We start from the raw sequence: 22,284 nt of genomic DNA, 5'->3' as shown, positions 1-22,284 counted from the left end.
GGGCTCGAGGTAACGCCCCCGACGGGTGCGCTGCCCGCCCGCCCCACGTCGGTATCGGTGAATCTCGGCGACGGACCGCAGGTGCGCAAGCTGGCCACCGACACACCGGCAGGCGCGCCGATCCGAATCGCGCTGCACCCCAGGGTCACCGATCGGATCGAACTCAGCATCGCCACCTGGAACACCGTGCTGGACCGCACCGCACTGGGTTTCGTCCAGCAGCAGACCCCCGGACTGGCCGACGTACGTGTGCTGGGCCCGGACTACCCCGCCCCGGCCCCCGGCGATCGCCCGATCACCATCGACTGCGCGCACGGCCCGACCATCGCGGTCGCCGGTCGCATCGTGCACACCACCATCACCGCCACCGCGGAGGAACTGCTGACCGGCGCTACTGTCCCCGCACAGGTCTGCCGGATCGACGCACCCGGATCGGCTACGCCCGCACCCGAATCCGACGCCGTGGCCCTGCCCGCCGGACACGTCGACGTCACCGTGACCCCCACACCGCTGTTCTCGGTCGACGAACTTCACCTGAACCGCACCGACATCACCCCCCACCCCCTGTCCGCACCGCCGGGCACCCGTCTGCTGGTCCTGCCGCTGAGCACCAACGTCGGCTGGCGCGCGACCACCGCCGACGGGCATACGTTGACCCCGATGGTCGTCGACGGCTGGGAGCAGGCATGGATGGTGCCCGCCGCCGCACACGGACCGATCACCGTCGCATTCCCCATCGACCGCTGGTACCGCCTGGCCATCTTCGGCGGACTGCTGCTGTTGATCCCGCTGTTCGCCCTGGCGATTCCCCGCCCCCGCCGAGCGAGCCGCGGGCCCGCGCGGGCCGTCCTGCCGCCCGAACTCGAAGGCACGGGCGCACAGGCCGATTCCGCTCTTCCCGGCGATTCGGCCCCGCGCACGTGGCACAGCCGGGTGCCGGCCATGGTCGCACTGGCCTGCGCGACCTTCCTCATCTCCGGCCCGGTCGCGATCGCGCTCACCGCGGCCGGACTGCTCGCCCGATGGTGGTTCCCCGGCCGGACCCGGCGTGTGCTCGTGGCGGTCGCGGGAATCGGCGTGGCGCTGTCCGCCGCCGCACTGTCGACCGGACCGTGGCGCTCACCCGACGGATATATGGGCGGCTCGCTGTGGGTTCAGTTCCCCGCACTGGCGGCGATCGTGGCGCTCGGGATATGCGCTCTCCCGCAACGCCGTTCCCGCTGATCTCACGCGCTACCCCACGCGCGCACGTACCCAGCGCCGCACCGGTTCCTCGATGAGCGCGTACCCGGCCGCGGCCAACGGCAGCGTGAACGCCACCGTCAACGCCAGCACGTGCAGAAACATGCCATGGAACGGGATGATCCCGAAGATCTGGAATACCACGCTCAGCACCAGCAGGTGCCACAGGAAGATGCCGTAGGACCAGCGGCCGATCGTCGCGGCCACCCGGCTGCGCAACCACCGATGCCTGCCCTCGCCCAGCACCGGCGGTGCGAGCAGTCCGAAGCCGATCACCGCGCCCAGGCCCATCTTCAGCACGTATTGCCACGGCTCCCCGTGCGCCAGTCCGGCCGGACCGCCCAGATCCGTCGCCGACAGCAGCAGCGCGACCAGCGCCAACGGCCACATGAGCCAATGGTTTCCGGCGATCCGGCGCCACCGCGACGGGTCCGCGATGGGCGTCTCCACCATTTCCGCGAGCGCCATGCCCGCGACGAACCAGGGCAGATATCCGGGCAGCCAGTTGTCCGAGTGGATACCGCCGGGCGTCGGCACCGGAATCAGATTCCACCCCAGACTCACCAGGCCCAGGCCCACGATCGCCGGGAGACGCCAGCGCGCCGCCGGACCGCGCAGCCACACCAGCGCCAAGGCCAGCACCGGCAGCAGCACGTAGAAGGCCACCTCCACCGACAGGCTCCACATCTGGGTCAGCCCGTCGGTCAGCGTCAACGGCACGAAGACCTGGGTCAGGGTCAGATTCGCCACCCACACCCCGGTCCCCGCGGTCTGCGCGGCCGACGGCAACAGGATCAGCACCGCGCACACCACGACCCAGTACGCCGGCAGGATGCGCGCGGCCCGATGCAGCAGATACCGGCCCGCCGACGGAGCCGTGCCCAGCCCGCGGGCCGCGGCGGCATGCGGACGCCACAGCAGAAATCCCGACAGCCCGAAGAACAGGGCGACCGCCATGTCGAATCGCTCCAGCACCCGGCCCAGCAGCGGAATACCGCTCGTGCCGGTCTGGAAGGCGACGTGCGTGATCACCACGCCCAACGCGGCCACCGCGCGCATTCCCTCGAGGGCGGGGACGAATCCGCGTGCCGCCGCGGGGCGGTTCGGGGTCGCGTCCGGCCGGGCGTGCGGCGATGCTGTCGTGGTCATAACGGATTCCAGTGTGCCGTGTCCGCGTCGGTAAGCTTCACGGCACCGGTCGATCCAGCAAACGAGCGTCGCTCGTGGAATTTCGCTGTGATGCCGCCCTATTCACAGCGTTGTTCGGGATGTTTCCGGCCTCAGATCGGCACGCGACCGGTCCGGACTGTTAGTGTCTGGGCTCACGAGTGCTCCGCCGCGTCCGCAGCGTTACGCAGAGTTACTCGGTGGATGTGGTACTGCCTGTTCGACGACGAGGAGAGTTCGTATGGCACTCGGTGCCGGTACCAGAAGGACGGTGGCATGCCTGCTCGTGGGCCTGGGCACGCTGCTGATCGTCGCAGCGCTGCTGGTCCCGACGTACGCCCTCGGTCAGCTGGCGAAGACTCCCCTCGACCTGGAGATCACCACCGTCGCGGACAACGCTCCGAACGCACCGAGCGAGGTGATCGACGCCAAGTCGCTCACCGGCAACGGCCCGGCGAAGGTCGAGTCCAACGTGCACCTGATCTCGCAGCGGTATCTGACCGTCGAGGATCCCTCGGACAAGAACCAGATGACGATCCAGGCCGGGCAGACCCTGCGCAATATCGACGTGCAGGGCGATACGGGCCTGCTGTCGGCCACCATCGACCGGGTCACCATCGACCGCAAGAGCGGCATGCCGATCGATGACGACCCCAACGGCTCGATCGCGGTGGACACCGACAGCAACGGCAACAGCGTCGCCGACCCGGTCCAGCACGACGGCCTGCAGTACCGCTTCCCCATCCCCACCAAGAAGCAGACCTATCCGTACTTCGATATCAACGTGCGCAAGTCGTCCGATATGAAGTTCGTCGAGCAGACAGAGATCAACGATCTGAAGGTCTACCACTTCCAGCAGACGATTCCGGCGACGGATCTGTCGAAGATCGTCAGCGCGGTCGCCAACCAGGTGACCCTGCCGGCCGCCAAGTGGGGCGTGCCGGGCGGCCAGAACAGCATCACGATGGATCGCTTCTACACCAACACCCGCGACGTGTGGGTGGAGCCGCAGACCGGCACCATCATCAAGGGCTCGGAGCAGATCCACATGTTCTACGCCCAGAGCGCCGACAAGCCGCAGGTCACCGCGCTGAAGACCACCTTGGTCTTCGACGACAACACCGTGAACTCGCAGATCGCCATCGCCAAGCAGAATATGGACAAGCTGTCCCTGTACGGGCGGACGATTCCGCTGATCCTGGGCATCGTCGGTGTGATCGCACTGATCGTCGGGCTGGTGATGGGCCTGTTCGGCGGCAACGGCAACGGTGCGAAGCCGGGCCGCCTGGTCAAGCCGAAGCGCCCGAAGAGCCAGCCCGACGGGCCCGATGCGGACGCGGACTTCGAGCGCACCACACAGCAGTTCAGGGCGCGCGACTTCTGAGTTCGACGCTCTCTGAGAGTTTCAGGCCGACTCGGCTCGGTAAACGGTGGCTCCCCGTGTCGCCGCGCGCAGCACTACAACGATGATCGCGGCCGTTACCACGGCGACGACGACCGTCGCGGTCGTGATCAACGCGGGCAGCGACCGTGCGAACAGTGCGATCGCGCCCACTTCGACGACCAACCCCACCCAGGTCATCGCCGCGGGAACCGTGCGATCCACCGCGATCGCCGACAGCAGCGCGCCCTGCAGCAGCGCCAGCAGCGCACCGTCCAGCGCGAACAGCCACAGCCAGCCCTCGATCGGCGCGTACTCCCGCCCGGCGAACAGCGGCGCCACCGGGGCCAGCACCGCCGCGCCGAGCACCGCCACGATCCCGACGGCCAGCAGCACACCCAGCGCGTCCCGGACCGCCCGCGCGGAGTATCGCGGCTGCGCCATCCTCGGGTACAGCACCACCCCGACCGCCTGGGGCAACCAGAACGCGATCTTGGTGGCGATCGCACCGAGTGCGTATCGCCCGGCGTCGGCGTCGCTCAAGACGATTCGCGCCACGATCAGATCGACCGACGACAACGCCATGAGCGCCGCCTGCACCTGCGCCGCCCGTAGCACGGCCGCGCCACCCGGCATCCGGATCTCCGGCAAAGCCAGGCCCGGACCGCGGATCGGGGTCGCGGAGCTGATCCGGTGGGCGCCCAGGGCCGCCATGAACAGCCCGAACGCCGTGGCCCACAGCGCGACCGCCGGACCAGCACCGAGCATCAGCGCCAGCAGTGCGGGCGCCACCCGCACGATCCCCGTACCCCCCAGCACCGTAGCCAGGGCCCGGAATCTGCGGCCGCCCTGGAGAACTCCCTGCTCGCCCGAGACCAGCACCTGCGCCGGAGCCGCGACCAGGGCTCCTGCCGCCGCGCTCGCGCCGACATGCAGCACCGCACTCACCACCGGAATCAAGGCCACCACGAGCACGGTGACGACCCCCGCGCACCGCCACGCCAGCCCCCGCGCCGCGCTGACCGACGCACCCCGCACCAACTCACGCGCGACAACGTTCTGCAACGCCAACGCGGGCACCGCGCACAGCAGCTGCACCGCCAGCAGACTCGCGAACTCGCTGTACCCCACCGCCCCCAGCCACCGCCCGGCCAGCAGTTGCAACAAATACCCCGCCACATTCGCGGCCATGGCCCCGACCGTCACCCACGTCACATCCGCGACATCGGGCAACCATCGGACAGCACGCACCCCGCCATGCTGCCATTCCCCGCCCGATCCGCGTACCTGCCCCGCGCTCGCGGTCGCCATCGAGTCTTTCCGAACCGAGACGTATCGGTTCGAATTGTGATAATCTCGTCCCACCATGAGCACCATCCTGATCACCGGCGCCACCGACGGCCTCGGCCGCGCCCTGGCCGACCAGCTCGCCGCCGAGGGCGAGACACTGATCCTGCACGGCCGGGACGCCGAAAAACTTCGTCACACAGCCGATTCCCTGACCGCCACCGGGGCCCGGATCCACACCGCGGTCGCCGATCTGGCCGATCTCGCCCAGGTCCATCGGCTCGCGGCAGAGGTCACCCGGCTCACCGACCGCCTCGACGTCCTGGTCAGCAACGCCGGTATCGGCGGTGGCCTCCCGGACGGCCGCACCCGGCAGACCAGCGCCGACGGCTACGAACTGCGTTTCGCGGTCAACTACCTGGCAGGCTTCGCACTGACCCTGGATCTGCTCGAACTACTGCGGAATTCGGCGCCCGCCCGGATCGTCAACGTCGCCTCCCTCGGCCAGCATCCGCTGGATTTCGACGACCTGATGATCGAGCACGGCTATTCCGGCAGCCGCGCCTACGGGCAGAGCAAACTCGCACAGATCATGTCCGGCGTCGAACTCGCCGACCGCGTCCCGAACACCGAAATCACCGTCAACAGCCTGCATCCGGCGACCTATATGCCCACCAAGATCGTGATGCGGGAGGCGGGCCATTCGATCGACACCCTGGCGACCGGAGTCACCGCCACCCATCGCCTGATCAAGGATCCGGCCCTGCGGACCACCACCGGCCGCTTCTACGACCGCACACACGAGACCCGGGCCGATGCTCAGGCCTACGACCCCGCGGCCCGTCACGAGCTCTGGCAGCACAGCCTGCGTCTCATCGACGCGGCCCGCACCGACTGAGCACACGAACCGCCGCACGTGGGGTGCCGGGTCGAAATCACCGGGCCGGCACGTAGGGTGGCTGACCGTGGTCGAGCACGAACAGCGGCGAGGGCGCATCGGAGCACCCCTGTACAGCCTGGTGCTGGCGCTGATCGTGGTCGGACCGATGCTCGGGCCCGGATACCTCCTGCTGCGGGACGCGGTGAGCACACCTCGGTCCTTTATGACCGATTCGGCGCTGGGGCTGGGGGATGCGGCGCCGCGGGCGGTGCCGCAGGATTGGCTGCTCGCGGTGACCTCGGCGGTAGTGGACGGCGGGATCGTGGTCAAGGCGATTCTCGTCGGCGCGCTGTGGGCCGCGGGGTGGGGTGCGGCGGTTCTGGCGCGGCGGTTGCTTCGGGTTTCGCTCGGGCCGCAACTGGTGGCGGCCACCGTCGCGGTGTGGAACCCCTATGTGGCCGAGCGCTTGCTGCAGGGACATTGGAGCCTGCTCACCGGCTACGCGGCGCTGCCGTGGACGGTCGTGGCGGCCGGGCGAATTCGGGGCGGATCTCCCGGAGGACGGGCCTCGGCCTGGCTGGTGCTGGGTGGTTGCCTGGCGGCGGCCGGATTGACGCCGACGGGCGGGATCCTGGCCGGATGCGTGGCGTTGCCGCTCGTCGGACGCCGCAATCTGCCGGGGGCGCTGGCCCTGTGGTGTGTCGCCTCCGCGCCGTGGCTGGTGGCGGCCGCCCTGTCCGGGGCCGGGACGCAGGCCTCGGATCCGGCGGGTATCGCGGCCTTCGCGGCGCGGGCCGAGCCCGGGCTCGCCACGATCGGCAGCCTCGCCGGGCTCGGCGGCATCTGGAACGCGCAGGCCGTACCGGGCTCGCGCACAACGCTGTTCGCGCTGTTCGGGACGATCGTCCTGCTGGCCCTGGTGATCTCGGGCATCCGGCTGGTCGCCGACGGATCGAACAGCCGGTACCGCGAGACGACGCCCTCGGACCCCGCACAAGACGTGCGGGCACGGCGCACGCTGCTGTTCCTGGCCGGCGTGGCGATCGTGCTCCCGGCCCTGGGCGCGACCGGCTGGGGACTACACATCGGGGAATACCTCGTCGCCCGGATACCCGGCGTCGGATTGCTGCGCGACACACAGAAATACGTCGCGTTGGCCATGCCCGCCTATGCCCTGTGCGCCGCCGCTGGATGCCGCGCCCTCGCCGCCCGCTTCTCCGGCGACCCGAAGACGCCGGACACCGCGACGGATGAGGAAGATGGCGCCGGCGGTATCCGCGCGACTGCCATGACCGCGACACTGTTCATCGCACTGCTGATCGTGGTGCTGCCGGATCTGGCGTGGGGGGTGGGCGGCGTGCTGCGGCCCGTGCACTATCCGGCGGCGTGGCGGCAGGTCGCCGCGCGGATGGACGGACCGGGCGACGTCGCGGTGCTGCCGGGCGGGATGTTCCGCGAATTCACCTACAGCGCAGACGTTCCGGTCCTGGATCCGGCGCCGCGCATGGTGCCGCGAGACGTGCTGCAGACCGGCGAACTGCCGGTGCGCGGTGGGACCGTCAGCGGGGAGGGTGTTCGCGCCGGCGAGGTCGAGGGACTGCTGCTGCGCGGCGCGGCGCCGTCGGAGCTGGCGGCGCGGGGAGTCGGCTGGCTCCTGGTCGAACATGCCACACCCGGCCCGCTCGGCGCCTCGAAATCCACTGTGGCCAGGCTCGATCCCGTCTACTCCGACCGATACCTGAGCCTGTACCGAGTGCCCGGACCGGCGGACCTGACCACGAAATCCCATGCCACCGATCGGCGCATCGCCATCGCCGCGCACCTCGTGTGGGCCGTACTGCTCGTCGCCCCGCTCGCACTGGTCCTACCGGCGACCCCGCGGCGCTGGCGGCCCAGGTCGCGCACGGCCCCGAATCACGCGGCAGGCTAAAAAGATCCGGCGTCGGCGCCGATGACCAGACCGTTCACATAGTCACCCCGGGCGGCGGCGCACAGCACCCGGTGGACGCCGTCCGCGGTCAACTCCCAGCTGAATTCCCGGGCCCGCGCACGGGCCTTCTCGCCCATGACCGTGCGGGTTTCGGCGGTGGCGAGCAGTTCGCCGACCGCCTCGGTCAGCTGTGCGGCGTCGTCCACCAGCAGACCGGTGACGCCGTCGACGATGGAGTCGGTGAGCCCACGCGAGCTGCGGTAGCCGACGGTCGCGACGCCGTGCTGGGCGGCCTCGATCACCGCGAGGCCCCAGCCCTCCTTGCGCGAGGGCAGTACGTGCACCCAGGCGCGCGAAAGCAATTCGTGCTTGCGGGCCTCGTCCACATGTCCGTGGAAGGTGACCGAATCGGCGATGTCCAGGTGGCGGGCGTGCGCTTTCAGGTTGTCGGCCCACCAGCCGCCGCCGATCACGTCCAGGTGCAGGCCGGGATGCCGGGCGCGCAGCCCGGCCAGCACCGCCAGGGCGTCCTCGATCTGCTTGTGCGGCACCAGCCGTGACAGCACCACGATGCTCGGATACGGGGTGCGGGTCTGCGCCGCGCCGGTAGGCACATGCGCGGGTACGGGTTCGGCGCCGTTGCGCACCACGGCGATACGCGTGCTGTCCACCCCGAGCGAGGTCAGCTCCTCCGCCGACGGCAGCGAGACGGTCAGATACTGATCGCGCCGGTGCACCCACGGCGACAGCCGCGATTCGATCCACCAGCCCACGCGCCCCACCCAGCGCCCGGCCACCGGCCACTGCTCGTGGTGGCCGTGATGCACCAGCACCACCGCGGGCGCGCGGGTCACGACGCGGGCGAAGAAGGGAACGCCGTTCTGTGTATCGATCACCGCGTCCGGCCGTACGCCCCGCAGCGAACCGAGGCCGAACCGGGCGCACAGCATCGCGGCCAGCGCCCGCGGATAGACGGTGTAGCGTCCGCCCGCGCGGCTGATATCGATACCGTCGACCCGCTCACGCCGGGCCGCGCCCCGGTAGCGGGCCGTCCGCAGCGTCACCTTCACACCACGCGCCGCCAGCTGCGCGCCGACCTGTTCCAGATAGCGCTCGCTGCCCCCGCCCTGCGGATGGCCGGTATCGCGCCAGCACAGCAACAGCACCTCGCGTACCTCGGTTGGCACCGACTGCCCACGCGATCCGGCATCGGGCACTAGCAACTCCAGGTCATTCGGGCGGGCGTTGTGACAATCCGCTCCACCCTAACGGCCGGATCCAATCCCGGCGCTGAGGGATCGCTGTGTAACACTGGACCGCCATGCTTCGAGCCGACCGACCCGGGCCGCGTACCACCACCGAACGCCGCTCCACACCGCCCGCCCCGAGCTTCGCCCGGCGAGCGACTCTGCGCCGATCCCTGCGCCTGCTGGGCAGTTTCCGGCACGAGCAGACCGATCCGGCACTGTTCTACGGCGGTATCGCCACGGACACCGCCGAATTGGTCGCCGACTTCTACCGTGACCTCACCGGGCGCGGCCTCCGGGGCGCCATCGTGCTGGACGTGGGCGGCGGCCCGGGCTATTTCGCCGACGAATTCGGCGCCGCGGGAGCGCATTACCTTCCGGTGGAACCCGATCCGGCCGAAATGCACGCCGCGGGCCTGCGGGTACCCGGCGCGGTCCGCGGTTCCGGCATGGCGCTGCCGTTCCGCGATGCCGCCGTCGATATCTGTATCTCGTCGAATGTGGCCGAGCATGTGCCGCATCCGTGGCTGATGGCCGAGGAGATGCTCCGGGTCACCAAACCCGGAGGCCTGATGATCCTGTCCTACACGGTGTGGTCGGGACCGTTCGGCGGGCACGAGACGGGGCCCTGGCACTATCTCGGCGGAGAATATGCCGCGCGCCGCTATCGGCGTCGCACGGGCCGCGAACCGAAGAATCGCTATGGGGTCTCGCTGTTCGAGGTGGGGGTCGCCGAGGGGCTGCGCTGGGCCGAGACGGCGGCGAGTCCGGTTGTCGCGGTCTTTCCGCGCTATCACCCGCGGTGGGCCTGGTGGCTGGTCCGGGTGCCGGTCGTGCGGGAATTCCTGGTCAGCAACCTGGTCCTGGTGATGACCGCACAGCGCTGAGGAAGGACCGGATCAGCGTTCGAGTCGCCCACGACGCCACGACCGGCGGCCGCTGGCCGGATGCGGCTCGTCCCAGGGCGGTTCCTGCATGGCCAGCCCGACCGTCTCGAGCGGCGTGAGACCCACCGCGCAGGCCAGCGCGCGCACCGCGGCAACCGCCTCGGCAGCCTGCAGCGCGGCCGTGGCCTGCTCGAGGGTCAGGGTCCGGCCCGGCAGGAACGATACGACCCATCCGCCCACACCGACGGATCTTGCCTGATGCGGCGTCTGATCACTGGTCATCAGCGATCTACCGACCACTTGCACCGCCACGACTCGCCACTCCCCTGCGATTGCATTTGAAAAATCGTCCAACAGCAGCTAGCTATCAGCATGCTCTGTCGGCCGATGAAACGCAATAGTGCGTTCTGCGAAAAGCGAACCGAGAGGTAGGGTTTCGTGAATTCAGGGAACCATTGTGATTGGTTTGGCGATCCGAGGCTGCTCGCGCACAGCTACGCCATAGTGATCGCGCTCGACCACACCTGTCACCGCGCGCGGTGACAGGTGTGATTCGTGAACTCGTCCGATCAGTTGTCCGGGGTTCGCACTCGCAGGATCGCGGCGGTTTGGCCCGGACGCCGGGGCGAGGCCGCGACCTCGACATCTACGACGTCGACGCCCCAGCCGGAGGGCAGGGCCTCCTGGAGCTGACGGGCCGCTCGATGCAACGGGGTGCTCTCGATCGAATGGCCCGTACCAGCCATCTCTTGCGTTTCGAAGGTCAGATCGGTCATGCCCACCCACCTCTCACACGTTGTGCGCCCGCCGGCCGGGAGCGGAGGTCATCCGCCGATGACGGCGAGCCGGTCAAGTTCAGCCGAGTGGCTAATTCTACGCAATTGAGCCGGTCGAACGTGAGATGCAGAACACCTCGAGAATACCCGAATGCGATCCCCAGGAAGGCGTACCCGCAGACGAAAACCGCCCGCACCGTCGGTAAAACGGTACGGGCGGTTGGTATCTCAGTGCGTTGCCCCGGTGCAGGGCTGCCCCTCATGACCGAGAACACAACGACTGCGCTCGGGAGGGCGGCAAGCTGCCGGGTACGTCCAGAATCGGTCTGGCACGCAACCGTCGGCATGCGTACGAGACCGGCAACGGCACTCAGCCGCGCGCTTCAAGGCGCGGAGAGGCAGACTAGCCCAGGCGCTCCTTCAGCGCCTCGAATTCGTCACGCACACCCGAGGGCAGCTTGTCGCCGATGAACTGGAACCACTCCTCGATCAGCGGGATCTCCCGGCGCCACTCCTCGGGGTCGACGGTGAGGGCCTCGTCGACATCCGCCGGATTCACATCCAGGCCCTCCAGATCGAGCTGTGTGGCGACCGGCACGTTGCCGATCGCGGTGGACTCGGCCGCGGCCTTCCCCTCGATGCGGTTGACGACCCACTCCAGCACGCGGGAGTTCTCGCCGAATCCGGGCCACAGGAAACGGCCGTCGGCACCGCGACGGAACCAGTTGACATAGAAGATCTTCGGCAGCTTGGTCGCATCGGCGTTCTTGCCGAGGTTGATCCAGTGGCCCAGGTAGTCGCCCACGTGGTAACCCATGAACGGGATCATCGCCATCGGATCGCGGCGCACGGTGCCGACCTTGCCCTCGGCCGCGGCGGTCTGCTCCGAGGACAGGGTGGCGCCCATGAACACGCCGTGCTGCCAGTCGAAGGACTCGGTCACCAGCGGCACCGTGGTCTTGCGGCGGCCGCCGAACAGGATCGCCGAGATCGGCACGCCCTGCGGATCGTCCCACTCCGAGGCGAGGGTGGGGCACTGCGCCATCGGCGTGCAGTAGCGGGAGTTCGGGTGGGCGGCAAGGGTTTCGGTCTCCCGCAGGAACCAGTCGTTGCCCTTCCAGTCGATCAGGTGATCGGGCTCGCCCTCGAGGCCCTCCCACCACACGTCGCCGGCGTCGGTGCGCGCGACGTTGGTGTAGACCGTATTGCCCGCCTCCATGGTCGCCATGGCGTTCGGGTTGGAGCTGTGGTTGGTGCCCGGCGCGACGCCGAAGAAGCCGAACTCCGGATTCACCGCGTAGAGGCGGCCGTCCTCGCCGAAGCGCATCCAGGCGATGTCGTCGCCCAGGGTCTCCGCGCGCCAGCCCGGGACGGTCGGCTGGATCATCGCGAGGTTGGTCTTGCCGCAGGCGCTCGGGAACGCGGCGGCGATGTAGTAGTTCTTGTTCTCCGGGGAGATGAGCTTGAGGATCAGCATGTGCTCGGCCAGCCAGCCCTCGTCGTGGGCCATGGCCGAGGCGATGCGCAGCGAGTAGCACTTCTTGCCCAGCAGCGCGTTGCCGCCGTAGCCCGAGCCGTAGCTCCAGATCTCGCGGTCCTCGGGGAAGTGGGTGATGTACTTGGTGTCGTTACACGGCCACGGCACATCCGCCTGGCCGTCGGCCAAGGGCGCGCCGACCGAATGCAGGGCCTTGACGAACGGCTTGTCCGCGCCCAGCTTCTCCAGCGCGACGGCGCCCATGCGGGTCATCACGCGCATCGAGACCACGACGTACTCGGAGTCGGTGAGCTCCACGCCCAGTTTGGGGTCCGCCGCGCCCAGCGGGCCCATGCAGAACGGCACCACGTACATGGTGCGGCCCTTCATCGAGCCGCGGAACAGCGGGGTCATGGTCGCGCGCATCTCGGCCGGGTCGACCCAGTTGTTGGTCGGACCGGCGTCGGCCTCGGTGTGCGAGCAGATGAAGGTGCGCGACTCCACCCGCGCGACGTCCGACGGGTCGGACAGCGCCAGGAAGGAGTTGGGTTTCTTGGACTCGTTGAGTTTCTGGAACGTGCCCGCCTCGACGAGCCGGGCCGTCAGCCGGTCCCATTCCTCGTCGGAACCGTCCGCCCACACCACCCGTTCCGGTTGGGTGAGTTCTGCGACCTCCTGAACCCAGGCGAGCAGTCCTGCGTGCTGGGTCGGTGCGGTGCCATCGGATCCGTGAAGACCAGGAATGGTCGCTGAGGTCATGAAATTTCTCCTGAGATGGGCGACCCGGGCGTCGTGAGCGAGCAGCCGGAACGACTCACGACACCGTTAAGGCCACCATTGGCGGTAGGCACCCACCCCGTCATGCCGACAGCCGGACGGCATATGCGATCGAAGTAGGTGCCCATGTTCCTTAACTAAAGAGGTTAACGCGATGTGACGGTGAGGACGGAATGGGGTTTCTCACTCGGTACCCCTTCGGAATGTGGCGCAACCGTCTCCGCGACGAACCTCACTGCGGTATAACAGTGGCCTCCAGGGCCTCCAACAGCTCCAGGTCGCGCCGGCAAGCGGCCAGCTGCGCGGGCCGGCTCGAATTCAACTGCCGCACTTGGGACTCCAGGTCCGCGATCTGACGGTCGTTGTCCACCACCCGCGCCGTTGTCACCCGGACGAGCAGATCGGTGAACTGCGATTCCGCCTCGACCAGCGCGGTCGTCACCCGCTGTTCGAGCTGTGCCTTCACGTTCACCAGCGCGTCGGACACCCACTGACGCAGGTGTGCGCGGTCGGCGATGCGGGCGCGGGCGCGCACCACCCAGTAGGCCACGGCGGCGCCCAGCAGCAGCGACATCGGAATCGTCGCGTAGTTCAGCGCCGGAACCAGCGTCAGCGGGGCAACCGCGAGACGGCCGAGACCGAAGCCGCCCGAGGCGCCCAGCGCGATCATGAGGTGATCTTCGACACCCCTGTGCCGGGGCTCGGGATCGGGGCCCAGGCGAGGCGCGGGATCGGTGCGCAGCCGTGGCGGGACGAACGGCGTGGCGGCCGATCGCGTGCCGACCGCCGCCTCCAGCTGACGTGTCAGCTCACCGAGCCGATACGTGAGCACGCCGTCCAACTGGCCGGTCAGCTCGCTCACGGACTGCTGCAACCGCTCCGGATACGTGCGCGCACCGGCCCGGCCGAGCTTGTCCACCTCTGTTCTGGCCGTGGCGTTCAGCGCCCGGATGCGGGCGCCGGCCTCGTGCAGCAGATCCACCCGCGCCAGATGCATGCGGTTGCGCAGCTCACCCATCGCCTGTGCCCGGCCGCCGTCACGCCCGGCCAGCAGGGTCGCGCGCTCCTGGCGCAGCCGGCCGACCGCGGCGCCGGCATCGAGCTCGGTCTCCTGGTCGTGGATGCGCTGACGGGTGTCCGCCAGCACCCGGGACAGGACCGCGGCCAGTCGCCCGGGCCCCGGGCTCGCGCCGACCGCGGCGGTCAACTGGGTATGCAACTGCGCCAGGCCCGAGCGGTCCAGCAGTGTGGCATCGCCGGAACCGCGCGCGGCCACCGCCAGGCGCCCCGAGACCGGCACGATACGCGGATCCGCGCCGAGGGCGGGAGTCAGCAGCGCGGTATTGCGCTGCAACACCGCGCGCCAGTCCGGATGGGCGTGAATTCCGTTCATGGCGAACAGGATTCGGGTATTCCCCGAGTGCAGCCGAGCCACCGCGCCCAGGGTGCTCGCACCGAGCGCGGCGCCCGCGTCCAGCAGCACCAGCGCCACCGCGGGCGCGGCCACCGGGCCGCCCGGGGCATTCGGATCGGCGACCGGATCGGCCAGGTCGATACGCGGTTCGAAGCGGGCGAGTTCGGTGCGCAGCAGCACGGTACTGGCATCGGCGGGCCCGAACAGCGCCACCGGCTCGTGCGTGGCCGGCGACGCGCCGCCCCGCGCCGCCCGCAGCAGGGCCTCGCCCTGCGGATTCCAGCGCCCGATCACGGCCTGCACCTGCGGTGTCAGGCCTCCGAGTGGATCGGATTGCGCCAGTGTGGCGGGCAGCTCAGAGTCCGGCACTGCTCATCCGCTCGAACAGCCGGACATACCCGTTGTGCACGCGCAGCGCGGCGCGACGGGCCGCGGCGGGCATATCGCTGGACACCACCGCGCGCCAGCGCTGCGCCCGGATCACCGCGTCGTCGGCGTCGGCCGGATACGGCGACGGGTACCCCGCGGCCAGGTGCACGACCTGCGGGCAGGCCAGGCCGGACAGCAGGCCCAGCCACAGCGCCTCGTCACCGGCCAGATAGTCCTCGATCAAATCCCGGGCCCGGCCCGCCCCGGCTCCCCCGGAGCGGGCGGCCACGCGGGCCAACTCGTCCAGGAATTCGCCGCCGCGCTGCGCGCCGGCCTGCTCGTAGCGCCGATGCAGCAGGGCGTGCACCGGGTCGATGCCGCTGACCGCGTGCAGAATCTGCCGCATCTGCTGCGGCCCCAGATCCGGATCGTGGCGCAGGGCGCTCAGCGCGGTCGCCACCCCGAACAGGCCCCAGCGCTCCAGCACCGCCGCGCGCTCGGCCACGTCGGGGCCGTAGTCGCCGGAGGTGAACAGCTCGCCGGTCAGCGTGAACGACGGGTCGGCATTGCCCGCGTGCCGGCGCAGCGTCGCCAGATCGACGTCGGTCGGCGTGCCCGATCGGGTCCGCACGGCCAGCTCGGCCACCACCGGCAGCGCCGGCACGCCCATGTCGTAGGCGCACTGGTCCACGGCCACCACCGCGTCGGCCCACCGGGACCCGACCGCGTCGGCCTTGTTCAGCACCACCAGGGTGCGCTCGCGCGGCAGCCGGGACAGCGCCTCGCGATCGCCCGGCTGCAGCGCCGAGGCAAGCACGTAGACCAGCAGATCCGCATCGAGCACCGGATCCGGCTGGCCCGGCGCGTCCACCGGCGCGGTCTCCTGCGCCGACATCAGCGCCAGCGCCTGCAGCATCGTCGTTTTACCCGCGCCCGCCCGACCGGTGACCTGGATGCGCACCGGCCGCTGCCACGCCCGCGCCACGCCGATGACCTGTTCGGCCACGTGCGGATCATTACCCGGCCCACCGCGCAGGTTCGCGATCAACTGGTCGAGTTCCGAGGTGGATCCGCCGTATCCGGCGCCCAGCCTGGAGTCTGTTGGCACGAGCACAACCCCCTTCCGCCGGGCAATTCTCGCAGAATTCACCCGCATTGTCGGCACGGAACACCGTATTCCCGTCGCCGAATATCTCCCCCGCCGCATACGCCGTCGATCGTCGAGCATCCACCGCGCGGTTTCATTGCACATTCACAGAAACGGCGATTGTGTCCTCGATCACAGCGGAATTCTGGGAATCATCCGTGGATGCCAGGTGTTGCCTTGAGAGACAGCACAATTCGCTATCGGCGGGCTTCTCCGACGAGCGCCCGCTGGCTTACCCTGGGGCGATCGGGGGCGCGCCGATGCAGGTAACGCTGTGCCCACACCCGCTGGATCACACTGGTAGGACCGACGGGTGGGCCGGTCACGGCGTAGGTGAGGAGGTTGCGATGAGCGTCACTGTGGACGTCATCGAGCGGGGCGAGGGAGCATCCGGGCGCGCGTCGTCCGGACGACCGAACGATCGGACTCGCGGCAGGCAGACTCCGAGGAAGGAACGCACCGCACCGGTCCGCACGGCGATGACGAGTCCGATCCGTCCGCTGCTGCCCTCACGCGATCCCTTCATGATTCCGCCCGCCGACCTGGCCCGGCAGGCTCCCGGCGCCATTCTGCGGAGCCGGAAGGTACGAATCGGGCTGCTCGGGGTCGTCCCGCAGCAGGTCTCGGCGTGGCAGCTGCTCTATCGCAGCACCGATATGCACGGCGATCCGGAGGCCGCGATCACCACCGTGCTGCTCCCGCTGGGCGCCGATCCCGAAGCCGAACGTCCCCTCCTGGCCTTCGAATCGGCCGTCGACGCGACCGCCGAACAGGGCGCGCCGTCCTACGCGCTGCGGCTGGGCGCATTCGCCCCCGGTTCGATCACCCAGCTCGAGTGGATGCTGATCGCGAACGCACTGGAGCGCGGCTGGGCGGTGAGCATCGCCGACCACGAGGGCCCGCACGGCAACTTCGGCGCGCCGCGCGAACCGGGCTACCGCTCCCTCGACGGCATTCGCGCCGCGCTGCGGTTCGCCCCGCTGGGCCTGCACGCGCGCACACCCGTCGCGGTGTGGGGCTACTCCGGCGGCGGTATGGCCGGGTCCTGGCTGGTGGAGATGGCGCCGACGTACGCGCCGGAGATCGATGTCGTCGGCGCGGTGCTCGGTGCGCCGGTCGGCGATCCGGAACAGGTGTTCACGCACCTCAACGGCGGCGCCTTCGCCGGATTCCTGCCGATCATGATCTCGGCGCTGCGCCCCCTCTACCCCGCGCTGGACCGCGTGCTGGAGGCCGAACTGAACGCCGACGGCCGCCGCCTGCTCGACGTGGCCGCCCGGCTGGCGCCGCTGCTGGCACTGGTCCGGCTGGGCAACCGCGACGTCGGCGACTATCTGAATCGCCCGCTGGAGCAGGTGCTGGCCGAACCCGGCATCAGGGCGATGTTCGACGACCTGCGCCTCGGCGGCAATATCCCGCAGTGCCCGCTGCTGGTGATCCAGCCGCTGGGCGACCAGGTGGTCGCCACCGCCGGGATCGACGCCCAGGTGGCCGGCTATCGCAGCGGCGGGGCCAGCGTCACCTACGTGCGCGACCGGCTCAGCGAGCATTTCACGCTGCTGCCGCTGGCCACGCCGCTGAGCCTGGACTGGCTGGCCGATCGGATCGCCGGAGTGCCGGTCTCCGAGGCCGGAACCCGCACTGTCTGGTCGGTCGCGGCCGATCCCGGCAGCTGGCGCGGTCTGCTCGGGATGGCTCTCACCGCGACGCGAGTCGCCCTGGGACGTCCGCTGCGGCAACAGGACCAGCCGCGGCTGCGTCCCGCCCGCACGATGGCCGCCTGAAGGTCGCGATACCGGTGGTCCGGCAGATGCGCATGGTGCGGACAGCACCGCCATCGGTCCCGATCATCGGATACTGGACAATGGACGCCGTGAACGACGCCGCGAACCATACTGCCGAGTCGGTCGCCGGGCCGCGGTCCACGGCATCGGCCCCGGTCGGCTCGGCGAGCACCGCAGCGCGTCCGGGGCCGCGGACGGACGCGACCACCGCGCCGAGCACCCGGGAATCGGCCGCCGGGCACACCGTGCCCAGGACGGCCGGACCCGGGCAGCCGGCGCGATCCCGGCTGTATCCCAGGGTCACCAGCTTCCGCTCGCGCCGGGGCGCGCTGACGCCCAACCAGCAGCAATCCTGGGACCGGATGTGGCCGCGCATCGGTCGCGAGGTCGGTGACGACCGTGTGGACGCCGCGGCGTGGTTCGGCCGCGACGCGCCGCTGATCGTGGAGATCGGCTGCGGCACCGGCACCGCGACCGCGGCCATGGCCCAGGCCGAGCCGCAGTTCAACCTGATCGGCATCGAGGTGTACCGGCCCGGCCTGGCGCAGTTGGTGCAGCGCCTCGAGCGCGAGGGGATCGAGAACGTCCGGCTGCTGCGCGGCGATGCCGTCGATGTGCTCGAACATATGATTGCCAGAGATTCGCTATCGGGTGTGCGGGTCTTTTTTCCGGACCCCTGGCCGAAGGCGCGACACCACAAGCGACGGTTGCTGCAGCCCGACACGGCCAGGCTCATCGCCGATCGCCTGCGTCCCGGCGGCATCCTGCACGTAGCCACCGACCACGCCGGATATGCCGAGCACATCGCCGCGGTCGGAGCCGGAGAACCACAGCTCATCGGCCTGAACGAGGCTGCGGGCGGATCCCCCGGACGGCTCGCGGAGGCGAGGGCGATCGGCTTCGATCGCCCCGTCACGAAATTCGAAAGCAAGGCGCATCGGGCCGGTAGTGCCATCACCGAGCTCATTTGGGGGAAGATCGACTCATGAGCGTGCGATGCGAGCGAACAATTAGCTCAACCCCCGGGCGGCTGTTATGACGGTCAGCGAGATGGACCCGGAGGTGATGGCCGCCGAGGGGATCGCGCCCGCGAGCGACCCCGCCGAGCTGCCCGCTCGTCCTTCCGCCGCGGCCGCGGCGCCGTCCAGTTCCGGCGCCGCTCCGGCGGGTGGCGGGACCGACGTGCGACGGGTGCTGCTGGTCTGGGACGCGCCGAACCTGGACATGGGCCTCGGCGCGATCCTGGGCGGCCGGCCCACCGCGGCGTATCGGCCGCGGTTCGACGCGCTGGGCCGCTGGCTGCTGGCCCGCACCGCCGAGCTCTCGGTGGGCTCCAAGAACCGCGTGGAGGCCGAGGCCACCGTCTTCACCAATATCGCGCCCGGCACCGCCGACGTGGTGCGGCCGTGGGTGGAGGCGCTGCGCAACGTCGGCTACGCGGTCTTCGCCAAGCCCAAGATCGACGAGGACTCGGACGTCGACAGCGACATGCTGGGGCATATCGAGTTACGCCGCCGCGGCGCGGGCCTGGCCGGGATCATGGTCGCCTCAGCCGACGGCCAGGCATTCCGCGAACCGCTCGAAGACCTCGCGGCCGCCGGAGTTCCGGTGCAGGTGCTGGGATTCCGTGAGCATGCGAGTTGGGCGGTCACGTCCGATATCCTCGATTTCATCGACCTCGAGGACATCCCGGGCGTGTTCCGTGAACCGCTGCCCCGGGTCAGCCTCGAGTCGCTGCCCGACGAGGGAGCGTGGCTGCAGCCCTTCCGGCCGCTGTCCGCGCTGCTCACCTCCCGCCCCGCGCAAGGAGTCGCTTAAAGTGTTCACCCGCTGGGGCGATCTGGTGTACCGACTTCGCTACGCCGTATTGGGCGTGGTGGTGATCGCGCTGCTGGGGCTGGGCGCGTTCGGACTCGGTCTGGACAAACACCTCAGTTCCAGCGGGTGGGACGACCCTGGCTCGGAGTCGACCAAGGCGGCCGAGCTGCTCGACTCGACCTACGGGCGCGATCACACCGGCGATGTCATCGTCCTGTACACCGCGCCCGACGGTAAGACGGTCACGGATCCGAGTTTCTACACCCCGATCGTCCAGAATCTGGACAACCTGCCCAAGGAGCATCCCGACCAGATCGATAAGGTCTACGTCGCTCCGTGGCAGGTGAGCGGCGCGGTCAACCCCTCGGCATCGATCGCCGTATCCCCGGACCGCAAGGTCGCCTTCGTCTCGATCGAGCTGAAGGGTGACGACGACACCTCGACGATGCAGAACTTCCGCGACGTCAAGGACGCCTTCGACATCTCCGGGGTGAATGTCCAGGTCGCCGGCCTGCAAGCGGTCGCGGGCACGCTGAACGACACCATCGCCTCGGACCAGAAGCGCATGGAGATCCTGGCCATTCCGGCCGTGGCGTTGCTGCTGTTCGTCATCTTCGGCGGCGTCGTCGCGGCCGCGTTGCCGCTGATCGTGGGCGGGCTGACGGTGATCAGCGCCAACGGCATCGTCATGGGCATCACGAAATTCACCGAGGTGAACTCTTTCGTGGGCGCGGTCGTGTCGATGATCGGGCTAGGTCTGGCCATCGATTACGGCCTGTTCATCGTGAGCCGATTCCGGGAAGAATTGGCCGACGGCTACGACACGCGCGCGGCGGTGCGCCGGTCGATCATGACCGCCGGGCGCACGGTCGTGTTCTCCGCCACGATGATCATCGCGGCCAGCGCCAGCATGCTGCTGTTCCCGCAGGGCTTCCTCAAATCGGTCGCCTACGGCACGATCGCCACCGTCGCGCTGGCGGCCATGGCCTCGCTCACGATCCTGCCCGCGATGCTCGCCATCCTGGGCCGCCGCGTGGACATGCTGGGCCTGAAGTGGTTCCGCCGGACCAAGACCACCGAGGAGATCGAGAACGGCTTCTGGGGCCGGTGCGTGCAGTGGGTGATGAAGCATCCGCTCAAGGTGGCGGTCCCGCTGTGCATCGTCCTGCTGCTGCTGATCATCCCGGTGAAGAATCTCGCGTTCGGCGGCATCAGCGAGACCTACCTGCCGCCGGACGATCCGACCCGCGTGGCGCAGCAGGAGTTCGATCAGCTGTTCCCGACGCTGCGGACCGACCCGATCAACCTGGTCATGGTCACCAAGAACACCACCGAGATCGGCAACATCCTCGAGCAGGCCGACAAGGCGCCCGGGCTGGTCGGGCAGTTCTCGATTCCGTCGTCGCCGCCGAACGGCTCGGACGTCTGGAAGACCTCCACGACGCTGGTGAATTCCACCCATCCGAACGCCACCGTCAACTATCTGCGCTCGATGAACGTGCCGAGCGATGTGCAGTTGATGGTGGCCGGCACGGACGTGACGACGATGGACAGCGTCGACGCGCTGATGAACCGCATGCCGCTGATGATCGTGCTGGTCGTGCTGGTCACCACGCTGCTGATGTTCCTGACGTTCGGTTCGCTGGTCCTGCCGATCAAGGCGGCGTTGATGAGCGCGCTGGGCCTCGGCTCCACGCTGGGCATCCTGACCTGGATCTTCATCGACGGGCACGGCTCCGGCCTGCTGAACTTCACACCACAACCGATCGCCTCGCCGGTGCTGGTGCTGATCATCGCGATCATCTACGGCCTGTCCACCGACTACGAGGTCTTCCTGCTCTCCCGCATGGTCGAGGCCCGCACGCAGGGCGCCAGCACCACCGAGGCGGTGCGCACCGGCACGGCGCAGACCGGCCGCATCATCACCGCCGCCGCGCTGATCCTGCTCGTGGTGACGGGCGCGTTCGCCTTCTCCCGCCTGGTGATGATGAAGTACATCGCGTACGGCATGGTCTCCGCGCTGATCATCGACGCCACCGTGCTGCGCATGCTGCTGGTCCCGGCCACCATGAAGCTGCTGGGCGACGACTGCTGGTGGGCCCCGGCCTGGATGAAGCGAATCCAGCAGAAGGTCGGCCTCGGCGAGCCGATCCTGGACGACGAGCGGCCGGGCGGCGGCGAGGTCGTCGACCTGGTCAAGACCACCCCGGTCACCGATCCGGTGACCATGCAGATCCCACTGATGTCCGACGGCACCCCGGCCAAGCAGGGGCGTAAACCCCGGCGCGCCAGGCTCGCCCGCCATGTCGATCCCGAGGCGCCGACCGAGCGGCTGGATCAGACGCCGAGCGCCGACGACAGTTCCGCACGCCTGCTGCCGCCGCCGGGCATCTTGCAGCGGGCCACCGGCCGGGCCAAGGACCGCGGCGCCGCGGCGTCCCAGGCAGGCGAGACCGACTCCGCGACGGTCGATTCTCGGACGAATGTCACGCCGACCGCCGAATCCGAGACGGCCGATTCGCCCTCCACGCCGGCGGTGTCGCCCCCGCGGCAGCTGCCCCGGCCCGCGGTGCCCTCGGGCATCCCGACCGTGGACGACCGCGCGGCCGGCGAATCGCCCAGGGTCAGTCCGCCATGGTCCCAGCCCGAGGTACCGCCGCATCCGGCCGACCGCGCGCAGCGATACCCCTCGCACGATGAC

General features: G+C 69.5%; 16 protein-coding genes and 1 pseudogene. 9 read left to right on the top strand and 8 right to left on the bottom strand.

The genetic code is table 11. From position 1 onward, the window contains the following. A pseudogene (locus tag JZ791_RS37350) lies at nucleotides 1–1,224 on the top strand (hypothetical protein); the annotation flags it as partial. Nucleotides 1,225–1,233: 9 nt separating this feature from the next. Here the strand turns inward: JZ791_RS37350 and JZ791_RS37345 are convergent. After that, the gene (locus tag JZ791_RS37345) at nucleotides 1,234–2,391 is read right to left on the bottom strand and encodes an acyltransferase family protein (protein WP_216901587.1); all 1,158 of its coding nucleotides are present in this window, start codon (nucleotides 2,389–2,391) and stop codon (nucleotides 1,234–1,236) included. A 259-nt stretch (nucleotides 2,392–2,650) separates the two neighbouring features. On the opposite strand from JZ791_RS37345, the gene pgfA reads away from it, so the two are divergent. Then, nucleotides 2,651–3,793 carry a cell envelope lipid trafficking protein PgfA gene (gene pgfA / locus JZ791_RS37340; protein ID WP_216901585.1) on the top strand — a complete coding sequence of 381 codons (1,143 nt, stop codon included), beginning with the start codon at nucleotides 2,651–2,653 and terminating at the stop codon, nucleotides 3,791–3,793. 21 nt (nucleotides 3,794–3,814) lie between these two features. Here the strand turns inward: pgfA and JZ791_RS37335 are convergent, their stop codons facing one another. Then, complete coding sequence (locus JZ791_RS37335; protein ID WP_254206978.1) at nucleotides 3,815–5,101, bottom strand: lipopolysaccharide biosynthesis protein; 1,287 nt, start codon at nucleotides 5,099–5,101, stop codon at nucleotides 3,815–3,817. Between the two features lie 55 nt (nucleotides 5,102–5,156). On the opposite strand from JZ791_RS37335, the gene JZ791_RS37330 reads away from it, so the two are divergent. Further along, a complete protein-coding gene (locus JZ791_RS37330; RefSeq protein ID WP_216901584.1) occupies nucleotides 5,157–5,975 on the top strand; it encodes an SDR family NAD(P)-dependent oxidoreductase in 819 nt (272 codons plus the stop codon). A gap of 67 nt (nucleotides 5,976–6,042) precedes the next feature. After that, the gene (locus JZ791_RS37325) at nucleotides 6,043–7,887 is read left to right on the top strand and encodes an MmpA family trehalose lipid delivery protein (RefSeq protein WP_216901583.1); all 1,845 of its coding nucleotides are present in this window, start codon (nucleotides 6,043–6,045) and stop codon (nucleotides 7,885–7,887) included. Here the strand turns inward: JZ791_RS37325 and JZ791_RS37320 are convergent. Further along, the gene (locus tag JZ791_RS37320) at nucleotides 7,884–9,104 is read right to left on the bottom strand and encodes a glycosyltransferase family 4 protein (protein ID WP_308163338.1); all 1,221 of its coding nucleotides are present in this window, start codon (nucleotides 9,102–9,104) and stop codon (nucleotides 7,884–7,886) included. The two genes, JZ791_RS37325 and JZ791_RS37320, sit on opposite strands and share 4 nt — an antisense overlap. 104 nt (nucleotides 9,105–9,208) lie before the next feature. On the opposite strand from JZ791_RS37320, the gene JZ791_RS37315 reads away from it, so the two are divergent. Further along, on the top strand, nucleotides 9,209–10,021 hold the full coding sequence (locus tag JZ791_RS37315) for a class I SAM-dependent methyltransferase (RefSeq protein WP_216901582.1): 813 nt from the start codon (nucleotides 9,209–9,211) through the stop codon (nucleotides 10,019–10,021). A 12-nt stretch (nucleotides 10,022–10,033) separates the two neighbouring features. Here JZ791_RS37315 and JZ791_RS37310 read toward each other — a convergent pair whose 3' ends face one another. The 5 genes from JZ791_RS37310 to JZ791_RS37290 form a co-directional block, all read right to left on the bottom strand. Then, entirely contained in the window at nucleotides 10,034–10,303 is a 270-nt protein-coding gene (locus tag JZ791_RS37310) for a hypothetical protein (protein ID WP_254206977.1), read from the bottom strand. 287 nt (nucleotides 10,304–10,590) lie between these two features. Continuing rightward, complete coding sequence (locus tag JZ791_RS37305; RefSeq protein WP_216901602.1) at nucleotides 10,591–10,797, bottom strand: hypothetical protein; 207 nt, start codon at nucleotides 10,795–10,797, stop codon at nucleotides 10,591–10,593. Nucleotides 10,798–11,200: 403 nt separating this feature from the next. Then, a complete protein-coding gene (locus tag JZ791_RS37300; RefSeq protein WP_216901580.1) occupies nucleotides 11,201–13,033 on the bottom strand; it encodes a phosphoenolpyruvate carboxykinase (GTP) in 1,833 nt (610 codons plus the stop codon). A gap of 250 nt (nucleotides 13,034–13,283) precedes the next feature. After that, nucleotides 13,284–14,834, bottom strand: a complete 1,551-nt coding sequence (locus JZ791_RS37295) for a hypothetical protein (RefSeq protein ID WP_308163337.1) — start codon at nucleotides 14,832–14,834, stop codon at nucleotides 13,284–13,286. Continuing rightward, nucleotides 14,821–15,942 carry a hypothetical protein gene (locus JZ791_RS37290; RefSeq protein WP_308163336.1) on the bottom strand — a complete coding sequence of 374 codons (1,122 nt, stop codon included), beginning with the start codon at nucleotides 15,940–15,942 and terminating at the stop codon, nucleotides 14,821–14,823. The genes JZ791_RS37295 and JZ791_RS37290 overlap by 14 nt, the downstream gene beginning before the upstream one ends. Nucleotides 15,943–16,460: 518 nt before the next feature. On the opposite strand from JZ791_RS37290, the gene JZ791_RS37285 reads away from it, so the two are divergent. The 4 genes from JZ791_RS37285 to JZ791_RS37270 all read left to right on the top strand — a co-directional run. Continuing rightward, nucleotides 16,461–17,765, top strand: coding sequence for a lipase family protein (locus JZ791_RS37285; RefSeq protein WP_216901593.1), 1,305 nt, complete (start codon nucleotides 16,461–16,463; stop codon nucleotides 17,763–17,765). Between the two features lie 80 nt (nucleotides 17,766–17,845). Further along, on the top strand, nucleotides 17,846–18,754 hold the full coding sequence (gene trmB / locus JZ791_RS37280; RefSeq protein ID WP_254206975.1) for a tRNA (guanosine(46)-N7)-methyltransferase TrmB: 909 nt from the start codon (nucleotides 17,846–17,848) through the stop codon (nucleotides 18,752–18,754). A gap of 76 nt (nucleotides 18,755–18,830) precedes the next feature. Further along, nucleotides 18,831–19,583: an NYN domain-containing protein gene (locus JZ791_RS37275; RefSeq protein WP_438804596.1), complete on the top strand. Its 753-nt coding sequence runs from the start codon at nucleotides 18,831–18,833 to the stop codon at nucleotides 19,581–19,583. 1 nt (nucleotide 19,584) lies between these two features. Next, nucleotides 19,585–22,284 (top strand): MMPL family transporter (locus JZ791_RS37270; protein ID WP_216901579.1); only part of this gene is annotated, 2,700 nt, incomplete at its 3' end.

Source organism: Nocardia alni, from assembly GCF_019038435.1.
GTDB lineage: Bacteria > Actinomycetota > Actinomycetes > Mycobacteriales > Mycobacteriaceae > Nocardia > Nocardia alni.
This window is presented reverse-complemented; position numbering and strand designations above follow the sequence as displayed.